Annotated in this window: 14 protein-coding genes; 2 read left to right on the top strand and 12 right to left on the bottom strand. The window is 65.6% G+C overall.

Annotated elements, in window-relative coordinates; translation table 11 throughout:
- Nucleotides 1-115: 115 nt before the first annotated feature.
- Both ACQ4WR_RS00525 and ACQ4WR_RS00520 read right to left on the bottom strand, forming a co-directional pair.
- Nucleotides 116-1,468 carry a sensor histidine kinase gene (locus ACQ4WR_RS00525; RefSeq protein ID WP_436484566.1) on the bottom strand — a complete coding sequence of 451 codons (1,353 nt, stop codon included), beginning with the start codon at nt 1,466-1,468 and terminating at the stop codon, nt 116-118.
- Nucleotides 1,461-2,147, bottom strand: a complete 687-nt coding sequence (locus ACQ4WR_RS00520) for a winged helix-turn-helix domain-containing protein (protein WP_071077124.1) — start codon at nt 2,145-2,147, stop codon at nt 1,461-1,463. The genes ACQ4WR_RS00525 and ACQ4WR_RS00520 overlap by 8 nt, the downstream gene beginning before the upstream one ends.
- Before the next feature lie 364 nt (nt 2,148-2,511).
- Between ACQ4WR_RS00520 and ACQ4WR_RS00515 the strand changes: the two genes are divergently transcribed.
- Nucleotides 2,512-3,288, top strand: coding sequence for a DUF481 domain-containing protein (locus ACQ4WR_RS00515; RefSeq protein WP_436484564.1), 777 nt, complete (start codon nt 2,512-2,514; stop codon nt 3,286-3,288).
- A 13-nt stretch (nt 3,289-3,301) separates the two neighbouring features.
- Nucleotides 3,302-5,182, top strand: coding sequence for an esterase/lipase family protein (locus ACQ4WR_RS00510; RefSeq protein WP_436484562.1), 1,881 nt, complete (start codon nt 3,302-3,304; stop codon nt 5,180-5,182).
- A 346-nt stretch (nt 5,183-5,528) separates the two neighbouring features.
- On the opposite strand, the gene ACQ4WR_RS00505 is transcribed toward ACQ4WR_RS00510, so the two are convergent.
- From ACQ4WR_RS00505 to ACQ4WR_RS00460, 10 genes are all read right to left on the bottom strand, one after another.
- Complete coding sequence (locus ACQ4WR_RS00505) at nt 5,529-6,524, bottom strand: response regulator (RefSeq protein WP_436484560.1); 996 nt, start codon at nt 6,522-6,524, stop codon at nt 5,529-5,531.
- 13 nt (nt 6,525-6,537) lie between these two features.
- On the bottom strand, nt 6,538-10,239 hold the full coding sequence (locus tag ACQ4WR_RS00500; protein ID WP_436484558.1) for a PAS domain S-box protein: 3,702 nt from the start codon (nt 10,237-10,239) through the stop codon (nt 6,538-6,540).
- Between the two features lie 386 nt (nt 10,240-10,625).
- Nucleotides 10,626-11,090 carry a GNAT family N-acetyltransferase gene (locus tag ACQ4WR_RS00495; protein WP_436484556.1) on the bottom strand — a complete coding sequence of 155 codons (465 nt, stop codon included), beginning with the start codon at nt 11,088-11,090 and terminating at the stop codon, nt 10,626-10,628.
- Nucleotides 11,091-11,093: 3 nt separating this feature from the next.
- Complete coding sequence (locus tag ACQ4WR_RS00490) at nt 11,094-11,579, bottom strand: nuclear transport factor 2 family protein (RefSeq protein WP_436484554.1); 486 nt, start codon at nt 11,577-11,579, stop codon at nt 11,094-11,096.
- A gap of 56 nt (nt 11,580-11,635) precedes the next feature.
- Entirely contained in the window at nt 11,636-12,325 is a 690-nt protein-coding gene (locus ACQ4WR_RS00485) for a hypothetical protein (RefSeq protein WP_436484552.1), read from the bottom strand.
- Nucleotides 12,292-12,660 (bottom strand): hypothetical protein, encoded by a 369-nt coding sequence (locus tag ACQ4WR_RS00480; protein WP_102294073.1) that lies wholly within the window; start codon nt 12,658-12,660, stop codon nt 12,292-12,294. The genes ACQ4WR_RS00485 and ACQ4WR_RS00480 overlap by 34 nt, the downstream gene beginning before the upstream one ends.
- An 86-nt stretch (nt 12,661-12,746) precedes the next feature.
- The gene (locus ACQ4WR_RS00475; protein ID WP_436484550.1) at nt 12,747-15,242 is read right to left on the bottom strand and encodes a TonB-dependent siderophore receptor; all 2,496 of its coding nucleotides are present in this window, start codon (nt 15,240-15,242) and stop codon (nt 12,747-12,749) included.
- A 493-nt stretch (nt 15,243-15,735) separates the two neighbouring features.
- Entirely contained in the window at nt 15,736-16,710 is a 975-nt protein-coding gene (locus tag ACQ4WR_RS00470) for a FecR domain-containing protein (RefSeq protein WP_436484548.1), read from the bottom strand.
- A gap of 8 nt (nt 16,711-16,718) precedes the next feature.
- A complete protein-coding gene (locus ACQ4WR_RS00465) occupies nt 16,719-17,219 on the bottom strand; it encodes a sigma-70 family RNA polymerase sigma factor (RefSeq protein ID WP_436485365.1) in 501 nt (166 codons plus the stop codon).
- 165 nt (nt 17,220-17,384) lie between these two features.
- Nucleotides 17,385-17,876 carry a DUF3617 domain-containing protein gene (locus tag ACQ4WR_RS00460; RefSeq protein WP_436484546.1) on the bottom strand — a complete coding sequence of 164 codons (492 nt, stop codon included), beginning with the start codon at nt 17,874-17,876 and terminating at the stop codon, nt 17,385-17,387.
- Nucleotides 17,877-17,901 lie beyond the last annotated feature (25 nt).

The following is a 17,901-nucleotide window of genomic DNA, read 5'->3' as shown; positions in this document are numbered from 1 at the left end:
TAATGTCTTTCTTATAATTTTTGCAATTTAATTCTCTTGTAGTGGCCGATGCGCTGCCGATGCGCTGCCGGCCTCCGGGCCGGCAGGCAGCCCTTGCAGGGAGCGAAACGCGCGCCTAGCAGCGCAGCCACAGCCGCACCCGCAAGCCCGGCGCCGCATCCTCGATCTGCAGCTTGCCGCCATGCAGCGTGGCAATGGCGGCGACGATGGACAGGCCCAGGCCATTGCCGGGCAGATGGCGGCTCTTGTCGAGCCGGTAAAAGCGCTGCGTCAGCTTCGGCATTTCGTCGCCCGGCACACCGGGGCCGTTGTCACGCACGGCCAGCCAGCGGCCATCGGCATCGCTGCCGGCCGACACTTCCACCGTGGCGCCCTGCCCCGCGTACTTGATGGCGTTGTCGACCAGGCTGGCCAGCGCGCTGCCCAGCAAGTTGCGGTCGCCGCGCGCCGGCACGCTCTCGCCATACATCTGCACCAGCAGCACGCCCCGTTCATCGGCCGTGGCCTCATACATTTCCACGATGTCGGCACCGATCTGCTGCAGGTCGATGTCGCTGAAATTCTCGGGACGCATGCCCGATTCGGCCGCCGCGATCTGCAGCAGCTTGTCAAACACGCGCGTCAGGTCGTCGATATCGTCGATGGCCGCCTGCGCCGCGCTTGCATGGCCGGCCAGCGTGCGCTCCTGGCGCAAGGCGCCATCGAGCTTGTTGCGGATGCGTCCCAGCGGCGTGCGCAAATCGTGGGCGATGGCGTTCGACACATGGCGCACGCCTTCCATCAGGTGTTCGATGCGGTCGAGCATGCGGTTGATGTCGCGGCTCAGCAAGCCGAATTCATCTTCGCTGGCGACGGGAATGCGCCGGCTCAGGTCCCCCGCCTCGATCTCGCCCGCCGTGCGGCGGATCTGGCCGATGCGCGCTTCGAGCTGGCGGCGGAACAGCCAGGCGCCTGCCACCACCAGCAGGATGGCCACGCCGCCGCCATACGCCAGCGAGCGCAGGACCAGGGCGCGGATCGACTTGCCCTCTTCCATGTCGCGCCCGACGAACAGGCGCGCGCCGCCCTCGAGGTCGCGGATCAGCAGGCGCGCAGGCACGCGCCGCCCTTCACGCGTCACGTCGCGGTGCAGCAGATGGCCCACGGGACTGTCCGCGTCAGGCCAGGACGACAGGTTGCCGGCCACGCGCCGCCCATCGGCGTCCGTCAGCAGGAAGATCTCCGTGTCGCTGTCGGTGCGGTCGGTCAGCAGATGGGCGATTTCCGCCATCGTGCGGCTGGCGTCGTCCGGCTGGTACAGGGCGGCCAGACGCTCGGAGAGCAAGGTCAGCTTGCGGTCCACGCTGCGATCGAGCACGCCGATGGTGCCAAAATAGAAGACGGCGCAGACGATGCTGATCGAGACGACCACCAGCACGCCGTAGCCGAGGGCCAGGCGCGCCGCGATCGAGCGGTGCAGGCTACGCACCGTCAAGCACGCCCAGGGTGTAGCCGACGCCGCGCACGGTGTGGATCAAGGGCGGCGAAAATTCCTTGTCCACCTTGGTGCGCAAGCGGCTCACCTGCACGTCGATGACATTGGTCTGCGGGTCGAAATGGTAGTCCCACACGGCTTCGAGCAGCATGGCGCGCGTGACGGACTGGCCCTGGTGGCGCATCAGGTATTCGAGCAGGCGGAACTCGCGCGGCTGCAGGGCGATCTGCCGGTTCGCGCGCGTCACGCGCATGGTGCGCATGTCGAGCACCAAGTCGGCCACCTGCAGCTGCGTCGATTCGGGCACGGGTGCCGCGCGCCGCAGCAGCGCCTCGATGCGCGCCAGCAGTTCGGCGATGGCGAACGGTTTCGACAGATAATCGTCGCCGCCGCTGCGCAGGCCGCGCACGCGCTCGTCGACGCTGGACAGGGCCGACAGCACCAGCACCGGCGTGTTGCGGCCCATGCCGCGCAGGCGCGCGACGATGGCCAGGCCGTCGATCTCGCCCGGCAGCAGGCGGTCGAGCACCAGCGCGTCCCAGTCTTCGCCGCAGGCCAGGCGCATGCCGTCGATGCCATTGTCGCAGGCCGTCACGTCGTGGCCCGCCTCGCGCAGGCCGGCACAAATATAGCGGGAAGTTTCGGCTTCGTCTTCGATGACCAGGCAGCGCACGGTGGTTCCTTTACAAATCGGGGCGGCAAATATGCGCAGCATACGCCAGGCGCGCGACACTTGCCAGTTCCGCGGCCCGGCACAGGCAAGAGCGCATTTGCCAGGCAGTACGCAGGGGCGGCGCGCGGACATGCCAGGCTGGCAAGATTGCGCCCGCTCCGGCAGCATTGCTGCGCGCGAGCGCGTGCGGCGAACGATGGCAGGGTCGGGTACAATACGGCCTCGACAATGATGATTGGCCGCGCACCCGCGCGCATCCCCAGCGCTTTCCGGCACGCTGCGGCCGGCATCGACACCACTGCCACTACACGCGACTAACGAACAGCAGGCACGCCCGGCGCGCGCCACAGACAAGCATACAGCCATGAAATCGACCCACTCTCTCGCACTGGCGCTGGCCATGGCCATCACCTGCGGCAGCGCCGCTGCCAAAGATACCAAGCAAAGCCTGCTGTTCGATGAAATCCCCATCGGCAGCTGGAGCACCTCCGCCGAACTGGGCGCCATCACCACCTCGGGCAATACGGTCGGCACCTCCGTCACCGGCAAGATCGACGCGCGCCAGGAACTCGATGACTGGAGCAACCAGTACATCTTCAGCGGCTACTTCAAGGAAGACGAGACGACAAACGACGATGGCACGAAGATCCGCGAACGCTCGGCCGAACGCTTTTCCGCCTCCGCCAAGGCCGCCTACAAGCTGATGTCCGACAATGAAAAACTGTTCGTGCTCGCTTCGCACGTGAACGACAAGTTCGGCGCCTACACCAAGTACTCGACCCTGGCCGTCGGTCACGGCTCGCGCTGGTACCAGTCGAGCGACAAGAGCGTCGACGTGGAAATCGGTCCAGGCTATTTCAGCGGCACCAACGATGCGGGCGAATCGGAACACGGCCTGACGGTGCGCGGCGCGGCCGCCATGAAATGGAAGATCAGCCAGTCGGCGATGTTTACGCAGACGGTCAGCGTGGAACGCGGTACCTCGAACACCCACTCGATCGCCGAAACTGCGCTCAGCACCAAGATCAACGGCACCATGCAGATGAAGGCCGCCTTCAGCGCGCGCAACGACACGCGCGTGCCGGACGATAAAAAGAACACGGATACACAGACCTCGCTGACCCTGGTCTACTCCTTCTGAGGCGCGCCACCACATGCTGATGCCGATGCGGCGCCTGCGCCTGTGCGCCCTGCTGTGTGCTGCGGCGCTGCTGAGCGGCTGCGCCGCCGTCACCGTCAGCGCCATCTCGCCGGCCGACTACCTGCAGCAGCGGCGCGGCGATATCCTCACGACGGGGAAATTAAGTGCTGCGGCCAGCGAAGTGCTGCGCATCATCGGCAGCGACATCGCCGCCTGCGAAGCCAACACGGGCAGCTGCCGCGCCGACCTGGCCCGCTCCGAGCTGCTCAGCGACGAACAGCGCCTGGCGACCCTCTCCGAACTGTGGCTGGAAAGCGCCCTGGCCGAGGAAAAACAGGGTGGCCACGCCAGCGCCGAGCTGCTGGCCGCCTGGCTCGAATCGGCCCGCTACGCGTATGCCTACCTGTTCTACACGGCGCGCACGCCGGGCCAGCGTGCGTTCGAGGAACGCCAGACGCAAATCCGCGACTATTACAACTACGCCGTGCAGAAAGCCGTCGGCAACCTGTTCCGCCACCGTGGCGAATACCGCCCCGACGGCCACGTGATCCGCGTCGCCGGCTGGGAAATCGACAGCGAATTGTCGGCGCTGCGCCTGCCCGCGGACGGCACCCTGCCGGACGAACTGCTGCCGGCCACCTCGCTGTCGTTTTCCGGCGTGCGCAATGTGTACCGGCGCGACGGCTTCGGCGCCGACCTGGTGGCCGTCATGCCCAAGCCCCGCAAATCGGCAGACGGTTATGTGCCGTACCAGGAAACCCGCTTCCCCGTCGTTACGGCACTGATCCGCTTTGAAGGCAGCAGCCTGCAGGAGGTACTGGCCACGCAGCAGCTGCTGGTGATGCTGGTCGACCCGACACGCAGCGAAACGGCGCGGCTGGCCGGCCAGGACCTGCCCGTGGCGGCCAATTTCACGGCCGGCTATGGCCTGTGGCTGGCCCGCTCCGGCTTTGGCGTGCAGGCACTGCGCACGCTGTTCGGCCGCGCCGACGGCATCTCGCGCCCGCAGGTACACCTGATGCAGCCGTATGATCCGGCCAAGCGCACCATCGTCATGCTGCACGGCCTGGCCAGCAGTCCGGAAGCGTGGATCAACGTGGCAAATGAACTGATGGGCGACGAACAGCTGCGCCGCCGCTACCAGATCTGGCAGGTGTACTACCCCAGCAACGCCCCGCTGGCGGCGAATAACGCGGCCATCCGCCAGGCGCTGCAGGCGACGCTGGCGCAGTTCGACCCTTCGGCCAAGGCGGCGGCCGCGAACGACATGGTCTTGATCGGCCACAGCATGGGCGGCGTGCTGGCGCGGCTGATGGTCTCGGACGCCAATACCACGCTGCTCGACGCCATCACGGAAGAATACAATTTGAAGGGCAAGAAGGCGGAAAAAGTGCGCGCCGGCCTGGCGCCCTACCTGAATTTCACGGCCATGCCGCAGGTGAACCGCGCCATCTTTATCGCCGCGCCGCACCGCGGCACCTCGTTCGCCAACCACAAGGTGGCGCGCTGGATCGCCAACCTGATCACACTGCCCATCAACATGCTTGACCAGCTGTCCGACGCGGCCGGCAGCCTGGCGCAGCTCGACACGGGCAGCAGCGAGCCGCTGCGCATCCCCAACAGCATCGATAACCTCAGCGACAAGGACCCGTTCGTGCGCCTGGTGGCCGACCTGCCCATCAGCCCGAAAGTGCGCTACTACTCCATCATGGGCAACGACACGCCGGAACTGCCGCTGGCCGAATCGAGCGACGGCGTGGTGCCCTACGCCAGCGCCCACCTCGACGGTGCGCGGTCGGAAAAAGTCATCCCGTCGTGGCACAGCGTGCAGGAAAGCCCGCAGGCGATTCTGGAGATACGGCGGATTTTACGCCAGCCCGACACATTGCCATGAGCGGGCGCAGGTCGGATTAGGCGAAGCCGTAATCCGACAACATTGTTAGCTTCACTGTCGGCAGCGCCAACAACGTTGTCGGATTACGGACACAGCCTTACACCGGCTCGCGCCACTTGTCCTTGATCTCCAGCATGGCCGAGGCCGCAAGCGGCAATCCGACAACATTATTGGCCACGCCCACGGTGATGTCGGCTTACGCGCTCCGCGCTAAGCCGACCTACCCGACTGGTGCCCATGGTTGGGCTGGCAGCCGCAGGTCGGATTAGGCGAAGCCGTAATCCGACAACATTGTTAGCTTCACTGTGGGCAGCGCCAACAACGTTGTCGGATTACGGACACAGCATCACACCGGCTCGCGCCACTTGTCCTTGATCTCCAGCATGGCCGGCAGCTGTTCGATGAACAATGCCAGCAGTTGCGGATCGAAATGCGTGCCGCTGTCGCGCTGCATGGTGGCAATCGCGTCTGCCACCGTCCAGGCGGGCTTGTACGGGCGCTCGCTGGTGAGGGCGTCGAAGACGTCGGCGATGGCGACGATGCGGCCTTCGTGGGGAATCTCTTCTCCCTTCAAGCCTTGCGGATAGCCGCTGCCATCCCATTTTTCGTGGTGCGTCAGGGCGATGGTGCGGGCCATTTTCAGCAGCCCGCCCGCGTGCTCGCCGATGATGGCCGCGCCGATTTGCGCATGGCTGCGCATGACTTGCCATTCGTCCGCATCGAGCTTGCCCGGCTTTTGCAGGATGGCGTCGGGGATGCCGATCTTGCCCACGTCGTGCATGGGCGCTGCATTCAGCAAATCTTCCGCCTGGGCCGCGCTGTAGCCGGCCGCCAGGGCCAGCTGGCGCGCGTAATAGCTCATGCGGATGACGTGCATGCCCGTCTCGTTGTCCTTGTATTCGGCCGCCTGGCCCAGGGTCTGGATCACCTGCAGGCGCGAGCGGCGCAATTCCTCGGCATCGACCAGCGACAAGTGCGTGCGCACGCGGGCGCGCACGATGGGCGGGCTGACGGGCTTGGTGATGTAGTCGACGGCGCCGGCGTCAAAGCCGTCCGCCTCGTCCTTCACGTCGCACAGGGCCGTCACAAAAATGACGGGGATGGACGCGGTGGCCGGCAAGGCTTTCAGCTGGCGGCACACTTCATAGCCCGTCATGGCGGGCATCATGATGTCAAGCAGGATCAGCTCGACGGGATTGTTCTGCGCCAGTTCCAGCGCCTTCTCGCCATCCTTGGCGTACAGCAGGCGGTAATCGTCCTGCAGGATCTGGCGCAGCACCTGCAGATTCGTCGCTTCATCGTCGACCAGCAGCAGGATCGGTTTGTCTTCGTGTAAGGTCATCGTTAGCCCAAAATCAGGAAAGTTCGGCAGGCGCGTCGCTTGCCAGCCAGTCCAGCAGCTGGCGCAGCACGCCGGCGGCGCGCGCGAATTCAAAGTCATCGATGGCGCTGGCCAGCGCCTGCAGGCGCTGCTGCTGGCCGTGCGGCGCCAGCAAGGCGGCGACCTGCGCCATCAGGGCGTCGTCGAGCTGGCCGCCCTCCAGGCTGGCGATGGCTTGCCGCAGCAAGGCGCCGGCAGCGGCGGCATCGAGGGGCGCGGCCGCTTGCGGCGTGGCGCTGGCCTGCGCCAAAGGCGCGTGGCCCGCCTCTTCCAGTTCGGCGGCCAGCGCCACAAACGCGGCCGCCAGCTGCACCAGCAGTTCGGCCACGGACAGCTGGCGGGCGATGGCTTGCTCGATGCGTCCCAGCAGGCTTTCGACCTGCACCAGGCACAGGTTGCCGGCCGCGCCCTTGATACGGTGCAGCAGATGACCGGCCACGCTGCTGCCGCCCCGTTCCAGTTCGGCGGCCAGCATGGCGGCGCAATCGCCATTCGCCTGCACGAAGCGTCCGATGGAGCGCTGCAGGGCCTCGCGCCCGCCCCACAGGGCGATGCCGCGCTGCCAGTCAACCTGGCCCGATGCGGCTCTTGCCGCCGCGCCCGACGCCGGCGGCGGCATGGCGACGGCGATATCGAGCAGGCGTGCGATTTCCGCCGTCAGCTTGTGCATTTCCAGCGGCTTCGAGGCAAAGCCGTTCATGCCGGCCGTCTGCGCGGCGCGCCGGTCCTGTTCCAGCACGCTGGCCGTCAGGGCGATGATGGGCGTCGCCTTCAGCCCTTGTTCGCGCTCGTGCACGCGGATCAGGCGCGCCGCTTCCAGGCCGTCCATGCGCGGCATTTGCACGTCCATCAGGACGATATCGAAACTGCCCTTGCCAAATTCGCGCACGGCGCTCTCGCCATCGCCGGCGGTGATCACCTGGTGGCCAGCCGCGCCCAGGCTGATCAGGAGCAGCTCCACATTCTGCGGCACGTCGTCGGCCGCCAGGATGCGCAGCGGCGGCAAGGCCACCACGGGCTGCTCGCTGCGGCGCGCAACGGCCTTGCCCGGCGCCAGCGGCAGCAGCACGTGGAACACGCTGCCCACGCCCAGGGTGCTTTCCACCGTGATGGTGCCGTTCATCAGTTCGACCAGCTGCAGCGAGATCGTCGTGCCCAGGCCCGTGCCGCCAAAGCGGCGGCTCATCGACGAATCAGCCTGCGTGAAGGGCGCGAAGATCTTGTCGAGCCGGTCGGCGGGAATGCCGATGCCCGTGTCGTGCACGGCGATGTGCACCTGCTCGCCCTGCATGTCGACGGCCACGCGCACGTGGCCCACTTCCGTGAACTTGACGGCGTTGCCGATCAGATTGGTCAGCACCTGCTGCACCCGGCGCGCGTCGCCGAGGAAGAACTGGCCCATGCCCGGGTCGATATCCACGTGCAGCACCAGGTCGCGCGCGTGCGCCGTGACGCGCAGCGACGCGGCCACGTGGTCGACCAGGTCCGGCAGCGAAAAGTCCACCAGCTCCAGCTCGGTGGCGCCCTTTTCCAGCTTGGCCGTGTCAAGGATGTCGTTGAGCAGTTCCAGCAGCGAGCGCGCCGACTGGCGCACCGTGCCCAGGTGGCGGCGCTGCAGGCTGTCCAGGGCGGTACCCAGCAGCACTTCCGTGAAGCCGATGATGGCGTTCATCGGCGTACGGATTTCATGGCTCATGTTGGCCAGGAAGCTGGTCTTCGATTCGGCTGCCAGTTCGGCGCGGTCTTTCGCCGCGCGCAGGTTTTCCTGCATGGCGCGGCGCTCGCTCACGTCGGTGGCAAATTTCACCACCTTGAACGGCTTGCCGTCCGTGTTGAAGATCGGGTTGTACGACGCCTGTATCCACACTTCCTTGCCATGCTTGCCGATGCGCTTGTATTCGGCCGCGTCGAACTCGCCCTGCGCCAGCTGCTGCCAGAATGCCGCGTAGGCGGGCGAGGTTACATAGTCCGGTTCGCAAAAGACGCTGTGGTGCAGGCCCAGCACGTCATCGAGCTGGTAGCCGACCAGGTCGAGGAAGTTCTGGTTGGCCGTCAGTATGCGGCCCTGCAAGTCGAATTCGCAGACGGCCAGCGCGCGCGAAATGGCCGTCACCTTGCCTTCGTATTCGGCATTGCGCAATTCGCTTTCCGTGATGTCGAGGATGACGCCGTCGATCCAGCGCACCACGCCGTCGTTGTCCAGCACCGGGCCGCTGCTCTCGCGCACCCAGCGTTCGCGCCCGTCGCGGTGCAGCATGCGGTAGACGTTCTCGAAGTCGCGCTTGTCATTGGCCGCCTGCACGCAGGTGTCGTTGACGCGCTGGCGGTCGTCCGGATGCACCAGGTCGAACAGCCTGACGCGCCCTTCGATGAAGTCCTGCGGCATCCAGCCCGTCAGGTTGAAGACGGCGTCGCTGATGAAAATCATCTGCCACTCGGGTGCAAAGCTGCAGTGGAAGGAGACGCCGGGAATGTTGCGGATCAGGGTGCGGTACTGGCGTTCGCTGTCCTTGAGCGCCTGTTCCATGTTGCGCGACGAGCGCATGTCCGTGACGAAGGCCACGAACAGGGACTGGCCCGGCGTATCGATCTTGCCGATCGCCACGCGCATGGGCAGCACGCCGCCATCGCGGTGCCGCCCTTCCAGCTCCCTTCCGCTGTCGAGGATGCGCGACGCGCCCGTTTCCAGGTAGTCGCGCAGGTAGCCCTGGTACTGGCTCGCGTCGGCCGGCTGCAGCAGTATGCTGGCGTCGCGGCCCACGATCTCCGCTTCGCTCCAGCCAAACAGCGTTTCGGCGGCCGGATTGAAGGAACGCACCTTGCCCTGGCCATCGATGGTGACCAGGCCATCGGCGGCCGTGTCGACGATGGCGCGCAGGCGCGACTCGCTGGCGCTGGCATGGCGCAGCAGCTGGCGGTAGCGCAGCAAGCCGTTCGCGGCGGCGACGAAAACGGTCAGGGTGACGGTGATCAGGGCCACGGCCAGCGCCACGAACGACGCCTGCACGGTGATCGTGTTGTCGCCCAAGGCTGGCGTGCCGGAAAAACGCGCCGCCAGCATGCCCGTGTAGTGCATGCCGGAGATGGCCAGGCCCATCACCACGCTGCTGACCAGCAAGGACGCGACGGGATTGAGGCGCTGGCGCATGGCGTGCAGGCCAAAGCGTATCCACAGCGCCAGCATGGCCATGGCGACGGCCACCAGCAGCGACAGCGCAAACAGCCACGGCTCATAATGCAGGGCCAGCGAGGTTTGCATGGCGGCCATGCCGCTGTAATGCATGGAACCGATGCCCACGCCGACCAGCACGCCGCCCACCACCAGCTGGCGCCAGCTGATGCTCGGGCGTGCCAGCAAGTGCAGCGCCACCCACGACGCGGCCACGCCGGGCAGCATGGACAGCAGGGTCAGGCTGGGATCGAAGGAGACGCGCGTGCAGATGTCGAAGGCCAGCATGCCGATGAAGTGCATCGACCAGATGCCGCCGCCCAGCGCGATGGCGCCCGTGATGATGGCCGTCTGGCGCTGGAAGCCGCGCTCGCTGCTGCGCGCCATGCCGGCGATCTGCAGGGCCATGAACGAGGCAAAGATGGCGATGCCGATGGAAAACAGCACCAGCCAGTAGTTATGCGTGCCATAGATATAGGGCAGCGTATCGCCAGGGGCGGCAAACATGGAACTAAGCATACTGTCGTGACATAAGTAAGTTGAAACGCAACGTCGCAAAAACAGACAGCGTACCGCGCGCGCAGGCACCGCACTTTGAGCAAAGCGGCAACACAGCGAAAAAGACAACGGTACGGGTCGACCCGGGCAAGGCTAGGTCATCACGCCCACGCCTGCCGCGCGGGGGAAAAGGTGCTCTTTCAGAGGGAAAGAGCGGAATGCGTGCGAACTCTGGCGCGGATAGCTGGCCGCCAGCGTGACGATGATTTCTTAAAGAGCCATGAGTATAGTTGCTTTACGAAAATATTCATAGGACTTCAGCAATACAATTATCAGGAAATACATTTTTTGCAGCCATACGGCGACAGTCATCCGCCGCCCCTGCCCTGGCGCCGTCAGGCCGGTGCGCGCACGGCCATCATTTCGCCATCCGCGTCGATGCCCATCTCGGCAAAGCCGGCGGACGCATACAACTGCCGCGCCGCCAGATTGTCCGGCGCATAGTACAGCGCCACGCGAGCCGCGCCCCGGGCGCGCATCTCGTCCAGCAGCAGCGCCAGCGCGCGGCGGCCGTGGCCACGACCCTGCCAGCCGGCGGCCAGCATCAGCCGGTACAGCACATGGGTATCCTGCCGGCCCGCCGGGCCAGGCCCTGCATACAGGGCAAAGCCGGCCAGCACCTCCTCCACATAAATGGCGCGCGCATGCATATGCGGGTGTTCGGCGGCCAGCGCCATCGACTCGGCATTGCTGGCGATGAAACGCTGCTGCGCCGCATGCGGCGCCAGCGCGCGCACGGCGTCGATGTTGGCGGCATCGACGCCGCGCAGCGACAGCCCCGGCAACGCTTGCCCGGCCATCACTTATTGATTGGCGCGGTGGCCGTAGCTGAGCACGCGCGTCATTTGCCAGCCTGCCGGGCTTTGCTTCCAGATGATGGTGAAATCGGCCAGGCCGTCGCAACTGCCCGTGTCGAACTGGCAAAAACGGTGCGAACCCTGCTCGATGGCGCCAAAGCCCTGGATCGGGTAGACGCGCTGGGAGCCGGCAACGATTTCGCGGCGAAATTTGCCGCACACATGTTTTTGCGTGTTCGCCAGCATGGCCTCGCGGTTCCACGTGACGCCGCCCTGGTCGTGGTAAAACTCCACGTCCGGGGCAAAGTAGGTCGCGTGCTCCTGCAGGCGGCCCGCTTCGCCACAGTGATTGAAGGCATCGAAAGCCTTGGCATCGAGCGCCACGATGGTCGCTTCCAGCGTGGGGTCGGCGGCACTGGCCGGCAGGGACAAGGCGGCGCAGGCTAGCAGCGTGCAAGCCTGCGGGAAGTAGCGGCGCAAGAAACTCTTCATGGTGAAGTCCTTTTCACCGGCATTCACCGGGCCAGTGTGCCTGCATCATAGCAAAGTCACTGCGCCCGTGGCCAGCTTGCACGGATGGCATCGCTCGGCTGGCTTTGCAGGCCGGTCGTCGCGCTGACGGCAATACCGGCAAGCTTGCAGCGACGGATGAGTTCATCCTTGATCTGCCGCAATGACCAGCGCTGCGGCACGGGCAAGTCCATGCCCACCACGCGGATCAGCGGATAGTCCGGCAAGCTGGTATGCAGCAGCAGCTCCATGCGCGCCATGGGCGGCGAACCCCGGTAGACGGTGAATGCGCCCGCATGGCTGACGATATCCAGCCGCTGCAGTTGCGCCAGGTCCAGCTGCACCGTCCTGTCCCAGCCCGGCAAGCGCCGCGCCTGGCGCCGCAGCTGCAGGCCCGCATCATTGAGTTCCACATGAAAGAGCAAAGCGCGGCCCGGCAACAGGAACAGGCCGGTGATCCAGGCCGCCAGCGCCAGAGGTCCCAGCAGCACGGCATCGCCCGCATACGCCACGTCGCGCCAGACGGCTTGCCCGACAAACCCCAGGATCAGCGCGCAGCCACCCAGCAGCAGGCTGCGCCATAGCACGGGACGGGCATTTTCCAGCAGGGCCGCGTCGGCCGCAGCCTCATCGGCGGGCGCAAAGCGTATCCATTCGGCGCGCGCCGGCTTCAGCTTGCGCGCTGGCGCCCCGCTCAAGCGCTGGCAGCGAGCATGCGGCGGAACCATGCCAGCTGCTCGCGCGTCAGGTAGTTGGCGCCATCGCCATGCAGGATGACGATTTCAATCTCGTCGGGAATCGAAGCGAGCAATTGCGCGCCCGTCACGGGAATCTTCGGAAACGCGATGCCGGCCAAAAAGGCCGGGTCTTCCGCCACCGTCACGCAACGGCGCTCGGGATTGGGCGAAGGCACGAGGAACAGGTCGATCTGCTCGCTTTGGCCGCCGATGACGACGTGCAATTGCGCGGCCAGCAGTTCGGGCAGGATCAGCTCGATATTATTCTCGCTGCGCGATTGCTGGAAAGCGTTTTTCAGGGGCGTCAGAACAGGTATCGCGGACATGGCAACAGTGAAAAAGTGGAGACGGCGGCAGTGTAGCAGAGGCGCCGCCCGGGGCGCGCTCCGCTAGAGCGGGCTTGCCCGCAGCCCTACATCTTGTAATTGAGCGAGAACAGCACGCTGCGCGGCGCACCGTAGCGTTCCAGCCCGCCCGACCAGGAATAGCCGAGGCCCTGGTAGTAGCGGCGGTCGAGCAGGTTGTCCACATTTACGCGCAGTTGCACCTGTTCGCTGAGGCGGTAGCCTGCCGTCAGGCCGACGGTTGCGTAGCCGCCCTGCTGAGTCATGTAGCCCGTGTCGCGCCGGTAGATTTTATCCTGCGCGTAGACGGCACCGCCCACGTTCCACTGGGCCAGGCTGCCGCTCAGCTGCACATTCGTCATCAGCTTGAACAGCTGCTTCGGTTCGTCGGTGGCGATGCGCTGGCCGATATTTGCCGCCACGCTATCCTGCGTGTACTTGGCCAGCACATAGGTGTAGCCGCCGGAAATCTGCCAGCCCGGCAGCGGCGAACCGGACACTTGCAAATCGATGCCCTCGCTTTTCACCTGGCCAGCTGCGCGGGCGCAATAGATGGCGCCGCCCGTGGGGCAATTTTGCTCATCGGCCATGGCGCGGTTGTTTTGCTTGATGCGGAACAAGGCGCCGCTGGCATTGAGCCTGCCGCCGAAATACTCGCCCTTGACGCCCACTTCCAGATTCGTGCCGCTCAGCGGCGGCAAGGTGTTGCCGCCCACATCGAGCGAGCTTTGCGGCTCGAAAATCTGCGTGCCGCTCGCATACACGGAATGCTGCTGGTCGACGTCATAGACGAGGCCCGCATACGGCGTGAACTTCGCGTTTTCCGTCAGGCCACGGCGCCACGCGGGATTGGTGGAGTACCAGCCTGTCACATCCTGCGCATACCAGCCGAAGCGCCCGCCCAGCACCAGGTGCAGCGGGTCGGCCAGGCTGAAGTTGCCAGCCGCATATAGGCCCTTCTCTTCCGTCTTGCGCCCCCAGTTGTACGGCTCGAAGGCCGTGCCGCGCATGGGGTAGGCATGGGGATTCCAGTTGCGGATGTCGATCACGCGCGTCTCGGCGCCCTCCCAGCTCTGGCCGGCGTCCGAATCGTCGTGGCGATAGCTGGCGCCGACGATGACATCGTGCTGGCGGCCGAACCAGTTGACAGGACCGCTGAGGCGCCAGTCCGCCACCACTTGTTCCGTGCTGTATTTCCAGCCTGTTTCCGACTGGCTGAAGCGATAGATTTCGCCATCGATGCGGCTGTTGGTGGTGTTGCGCGTCGACGAGGAAGCATCGATGCGCGTGATGGCGAAGCGGCTGCGCCAGCCCTTCTCCAGCCTGGTTTCCAGGTCGGCAAAGACGACATTGTTGTCGCGCTTCTGGAAGGAATCGGCGTTATTCAGGAAAGTCGAGCGGGGCAAGTCCATGTGCCGGCCGTCGGCAAAGGTCGGCAAGCCGACAAACACGCCGTCAGTGCGGCTGTGCTGGCGCGAAAAGCCGATGCCGGCCGTGGTCGACGGCGTCAGGTCCGCTTCCACGATCGCATACACGGTGCTGTTTTTGTTATTGACCACGTCGACAAAACTGTCGCTGTCGCGCCAGCTGGCCGCCACACGCCCCCGCACGCTGCCCGATTCGTTCAGGGCATTGCTGGCGTCCACCGTCAATTGCCTGTCTTTCCAGCTGCCCAGGTGGGCGGACAGGTTCAGCAAGGGCGTGGCCGTGGGGCGCTTGCGTATCATGTTGATGCTGCCCGACGGCGCGCCCGCCCCTTCCATCAGGCCCGTGGCGCCGCGCACCACTTCCACCCGGTCGTACATCAGCATGTCGGCCGAGACGTTGCGTTCGTTGAAACCCGTGACGTCCAGCGGCAAGCCATCGACATTCACGTGGCTCAAGGCAAAGCCGCGCGCGAAATACGTGGTTTCCTGGTCGGACACGCCCTGTGTCTTGCCATAGATGCCAGGCGTGGCGCGGGCCACGTCCTGCAAGGTGGTCAAATCGAAATCTTCCATCTGCTGGCGCGAGATGACGCTCACCGTTTGCGGCGTGTGGCGCTGCGACAGGTTCAAGCCCGTGGCCGTCGACAGATTGCGCGCCGTATATAGGCCCGTGCCTTCCGTGGCACGGTCGGCCTCGGCGCTGACGACGACGGCCGGCATGCTGGCCAAGCCGCCATCTGCCAGGTTACTGCGCATTTTGCGCAGCTGGTAGTTGCCATTGCCACCGTCCGCCACTTCGAGGCCGCTGCCTTGCAGCAGCTTTTGCAAACCGGCCGTGATGCCATGGTTGCCCTTCAAGCCAGGCGTCGACAAGCCGTCGAGCGCCACGCCCTGTGTCGACAGGTTAATCCCTGCGGCGATGGCGAACGAGGACAGTGCATGGCGCAAGCTGCCGGCGGGGATCTGGTAGTCGCGCACGCCAGCCGCCTGGCTGGCTTCGGCCGCCAACGCCAGCTGCGGCAAAGTGGCGCCAGCGGCGCCCACGGCGAGGAACAGGACCAGCGCGGCACGCACGGCGCCGGTGGTGGGATGGAGCGTCAGTCGTGCTGGTGCAAAGATACGGTGCTGCAAAGCCATGTCTACCCTTTCGGTGGTTCGGATGATTCCTTCTCTACCTGTTATGACGAGGGAGGCCGGAAAAAGGGACAGGCAAACTGAAAATAGCGTGCAAGCCGGCGCCGCCTGTCGGCTTACGCCCTGCGGGCCAAGCCGACCTACCAAAGCAAACTGCCAACGCTGAATAGCCGCGCAGCCGCAGGTCGGCTTAGCGGGACGCAGCCACGCGCAAGCCGACAAACCCGGCCGGCGCCGCCTGTCGGCTTACGCCCTGCGGGCTAAGCCGACCTACCAAAGCAAACTGCCAACCCTGAATAGCCGCGCAGCCGTAGGTCGGCTTAGCGGGGCGCAGCCGCGCGTAAGCCGACAAGCCCGGCCGGCGCCGCCTGTCGGCTTACGCCCTGCGGGCCAAGCCGACCTACCAAAGCAAACTGCCAACTCTGAATAGCCGCGCAGCCGTAGGTCGGCTTAGCGGGGCGCAGCTACGCGTAAGCCGACAAGTGCAGCGCAGGCCTCAAGCCGCGTCGACGCTGATCCAGTAGCGCGTGCGGCGGGTCATGCGTATGGGCAGCGAATGCTGCAGCAAGGCGAGGATCCTGTCCGTGTCGTTGAGCTGGAAGATGCCGTCCACGGGCATGGCTGCCAGCGCGGGATCGCAGCGGATCACGCCGTGGCGGTAGCGTCCCACTTGCTCCAGCACCTCGCCCAGCGGCATGCGCTCGGCGATCAGCACGCCCTGCAGCCACGCGCCCGCGTGCGGCGCCAGCGGCGCCAGGGGGGAAACGCCAAGGTCATCGAAACTGCCCTGCTGCCCCGCGTTCACCAGCCGCACGGCTTGCGGCGCCTTGGCGGGCAGGACTTCGACGGCGCCCTGGCTGACGCTGACCAGCGTGCGCGGTACCAGCAAGGTGCCGCCATGGCGCACGCTGAAATGCGTGCCCAGCGCGCGCACGATGCCATTACTGCTGCGCACGAGGAATGGCCGCGCCAGCGTGGCCCGGTCCTGCGCCGTGCCGATATGGATTTCACCCGCATGCAGCACGACGGCACGCGCCAGCGCGTCGAAGCGCACGTCGATGGCCGTGTCCGTATTGAGCACCAGCTGCGTGCCATCAGGCAAGTTCATATGGCGGATTTCGCCCCGGGCCGTGCGGATGGCAGCGCGCCACGCCTGCCACGGCGCCGACTGGCTGGCCAGCCACAGCGCCGGTCCCGCCGCGATCAGCCCGGCCAGACCATAGACGAGGCGACGCCTGCGCGGCGAACGCGGCGCCTCGTCCGCCGTATGGCGCAGCGCGGGCGGCACGCTGGCCAGGGTGCTACACACCAGCTCGGCCCGTTGCCACGCCGCTTCATGCGCGGGGTCGCTGGCGCGCCAGGCCTGGAAGGCCAGTTGCTCATCCGGCTGCAAGGCGCCCGCATGCAGCCGCACCAGCCACTGCGCCGCTTCGCGCGCGACACGCGGCGCAATGGCTGTCGCGGCCGCCATGCTGGCGCTCACAGGATCAGCAGGATGCAGCGCTCGAAGGCCTGCACCATGTAGCGTTTGATGCTGCGCTCGCTCACGCCGAGGCGCTGAGCAATCTCCGCATAGCCGAGGCCATCGACATGCGCCAGCAGAAAAGCGCTGCGCACGAGCGGCGGCAAGCCGTCGAGCATGGCATCGAGGCGCTGCAAGGCTTGCAGCACGATCAAGCGCTCCTCGGGCGACTGCATCAGCAGATCAGGCTGCTGCGCCAGGGTTTCCAGCCATGCTTGCTCCAGCGACAGGCGCCGGTAATGGTCGATCAGCAGGCGCTGCGCCACGGTGGTGAGGTAGGCACGAGGCTCACGCAAGGTCTGGCGGCTGTCGTGCGGCGCCGTCAGCAGGCGCACGAAGGTATCTTGCGCCAGGTCGGCCGCATGGTCGGCGCACTGCAGCTTGGCGCGCAGCCAGCGCATCAGCCAGCCGTGATGGTTGCTGTAGATGACGGCTATCGACTCGCTGGACTGCGCAATGCTCACTGGGGACTCCGTTGCGCCCGATGCGAGGCGCGGCCTGGATGACGGCCGGCTTAAAATCCGCCGACTCAATTGATAATAGTTCTCATTATCACAAATCATCACGTCCGGCGTCAATGCCGGCGCCGTTTCGCGCCTGGAAACTGTTGTTTCGCGCAGCGTCTAGCGCTTGCTATAGATACTTTTCATCACCATGCCACTGCGCATCTTCTTTGCACCGGGCGCCAGCCCGGCCGGGCATGCACCCTGGAACTCCCCGGTCAGTGCCATGTGCTGCACTTCGCTCTTGCCGTTCAGTTCCATGGTGGTATCGGCAGTCAGCGTGTATGCCTTGTTCAGGTCACCGTTGAAGCTGCCCGCCAGCCTGGCGCCAGGACAACTGGATTGAAAAACATAACTGTCGCCATCGCGGTGTTGTGATTCAATCGTGCATTCCTGCTCGAAGTCACTCCACAAATCATCTTCGATCAGGCGGTCGCGTTGCTGGTCGACGCAGATCTCCCAGGAAAATGGCGACGTGGCCGGCGTCACCTTCCACAGCCCGGACGCGCGCTGCAAACGCTGCGCCGGCTCCGCCGCCGAAGTGGCAGTGGCGGCCGTGGCGGCGCACAGGGATAGAATGGCCATCAATATCAGGGGCGCGCTACGCGTCATGAGGCAGTCTCTTTCGGCAAAAATG

It is taken from the genome of Janthinobacterium amylolyticum (assembly GCF_051380655.1).
Classification (GTDB): domain Bacteria; phylum Pseudomonadota; class Gammaproteobacteria; order Burkholderiales; family Burkholderiaceae_D; genus Janthinobacterium.
The sequence above is the reverse complement of the archived record's forward strand: the minus strand, read 5'-3'. Positions and strand labels throughout refer to the sequence as shown.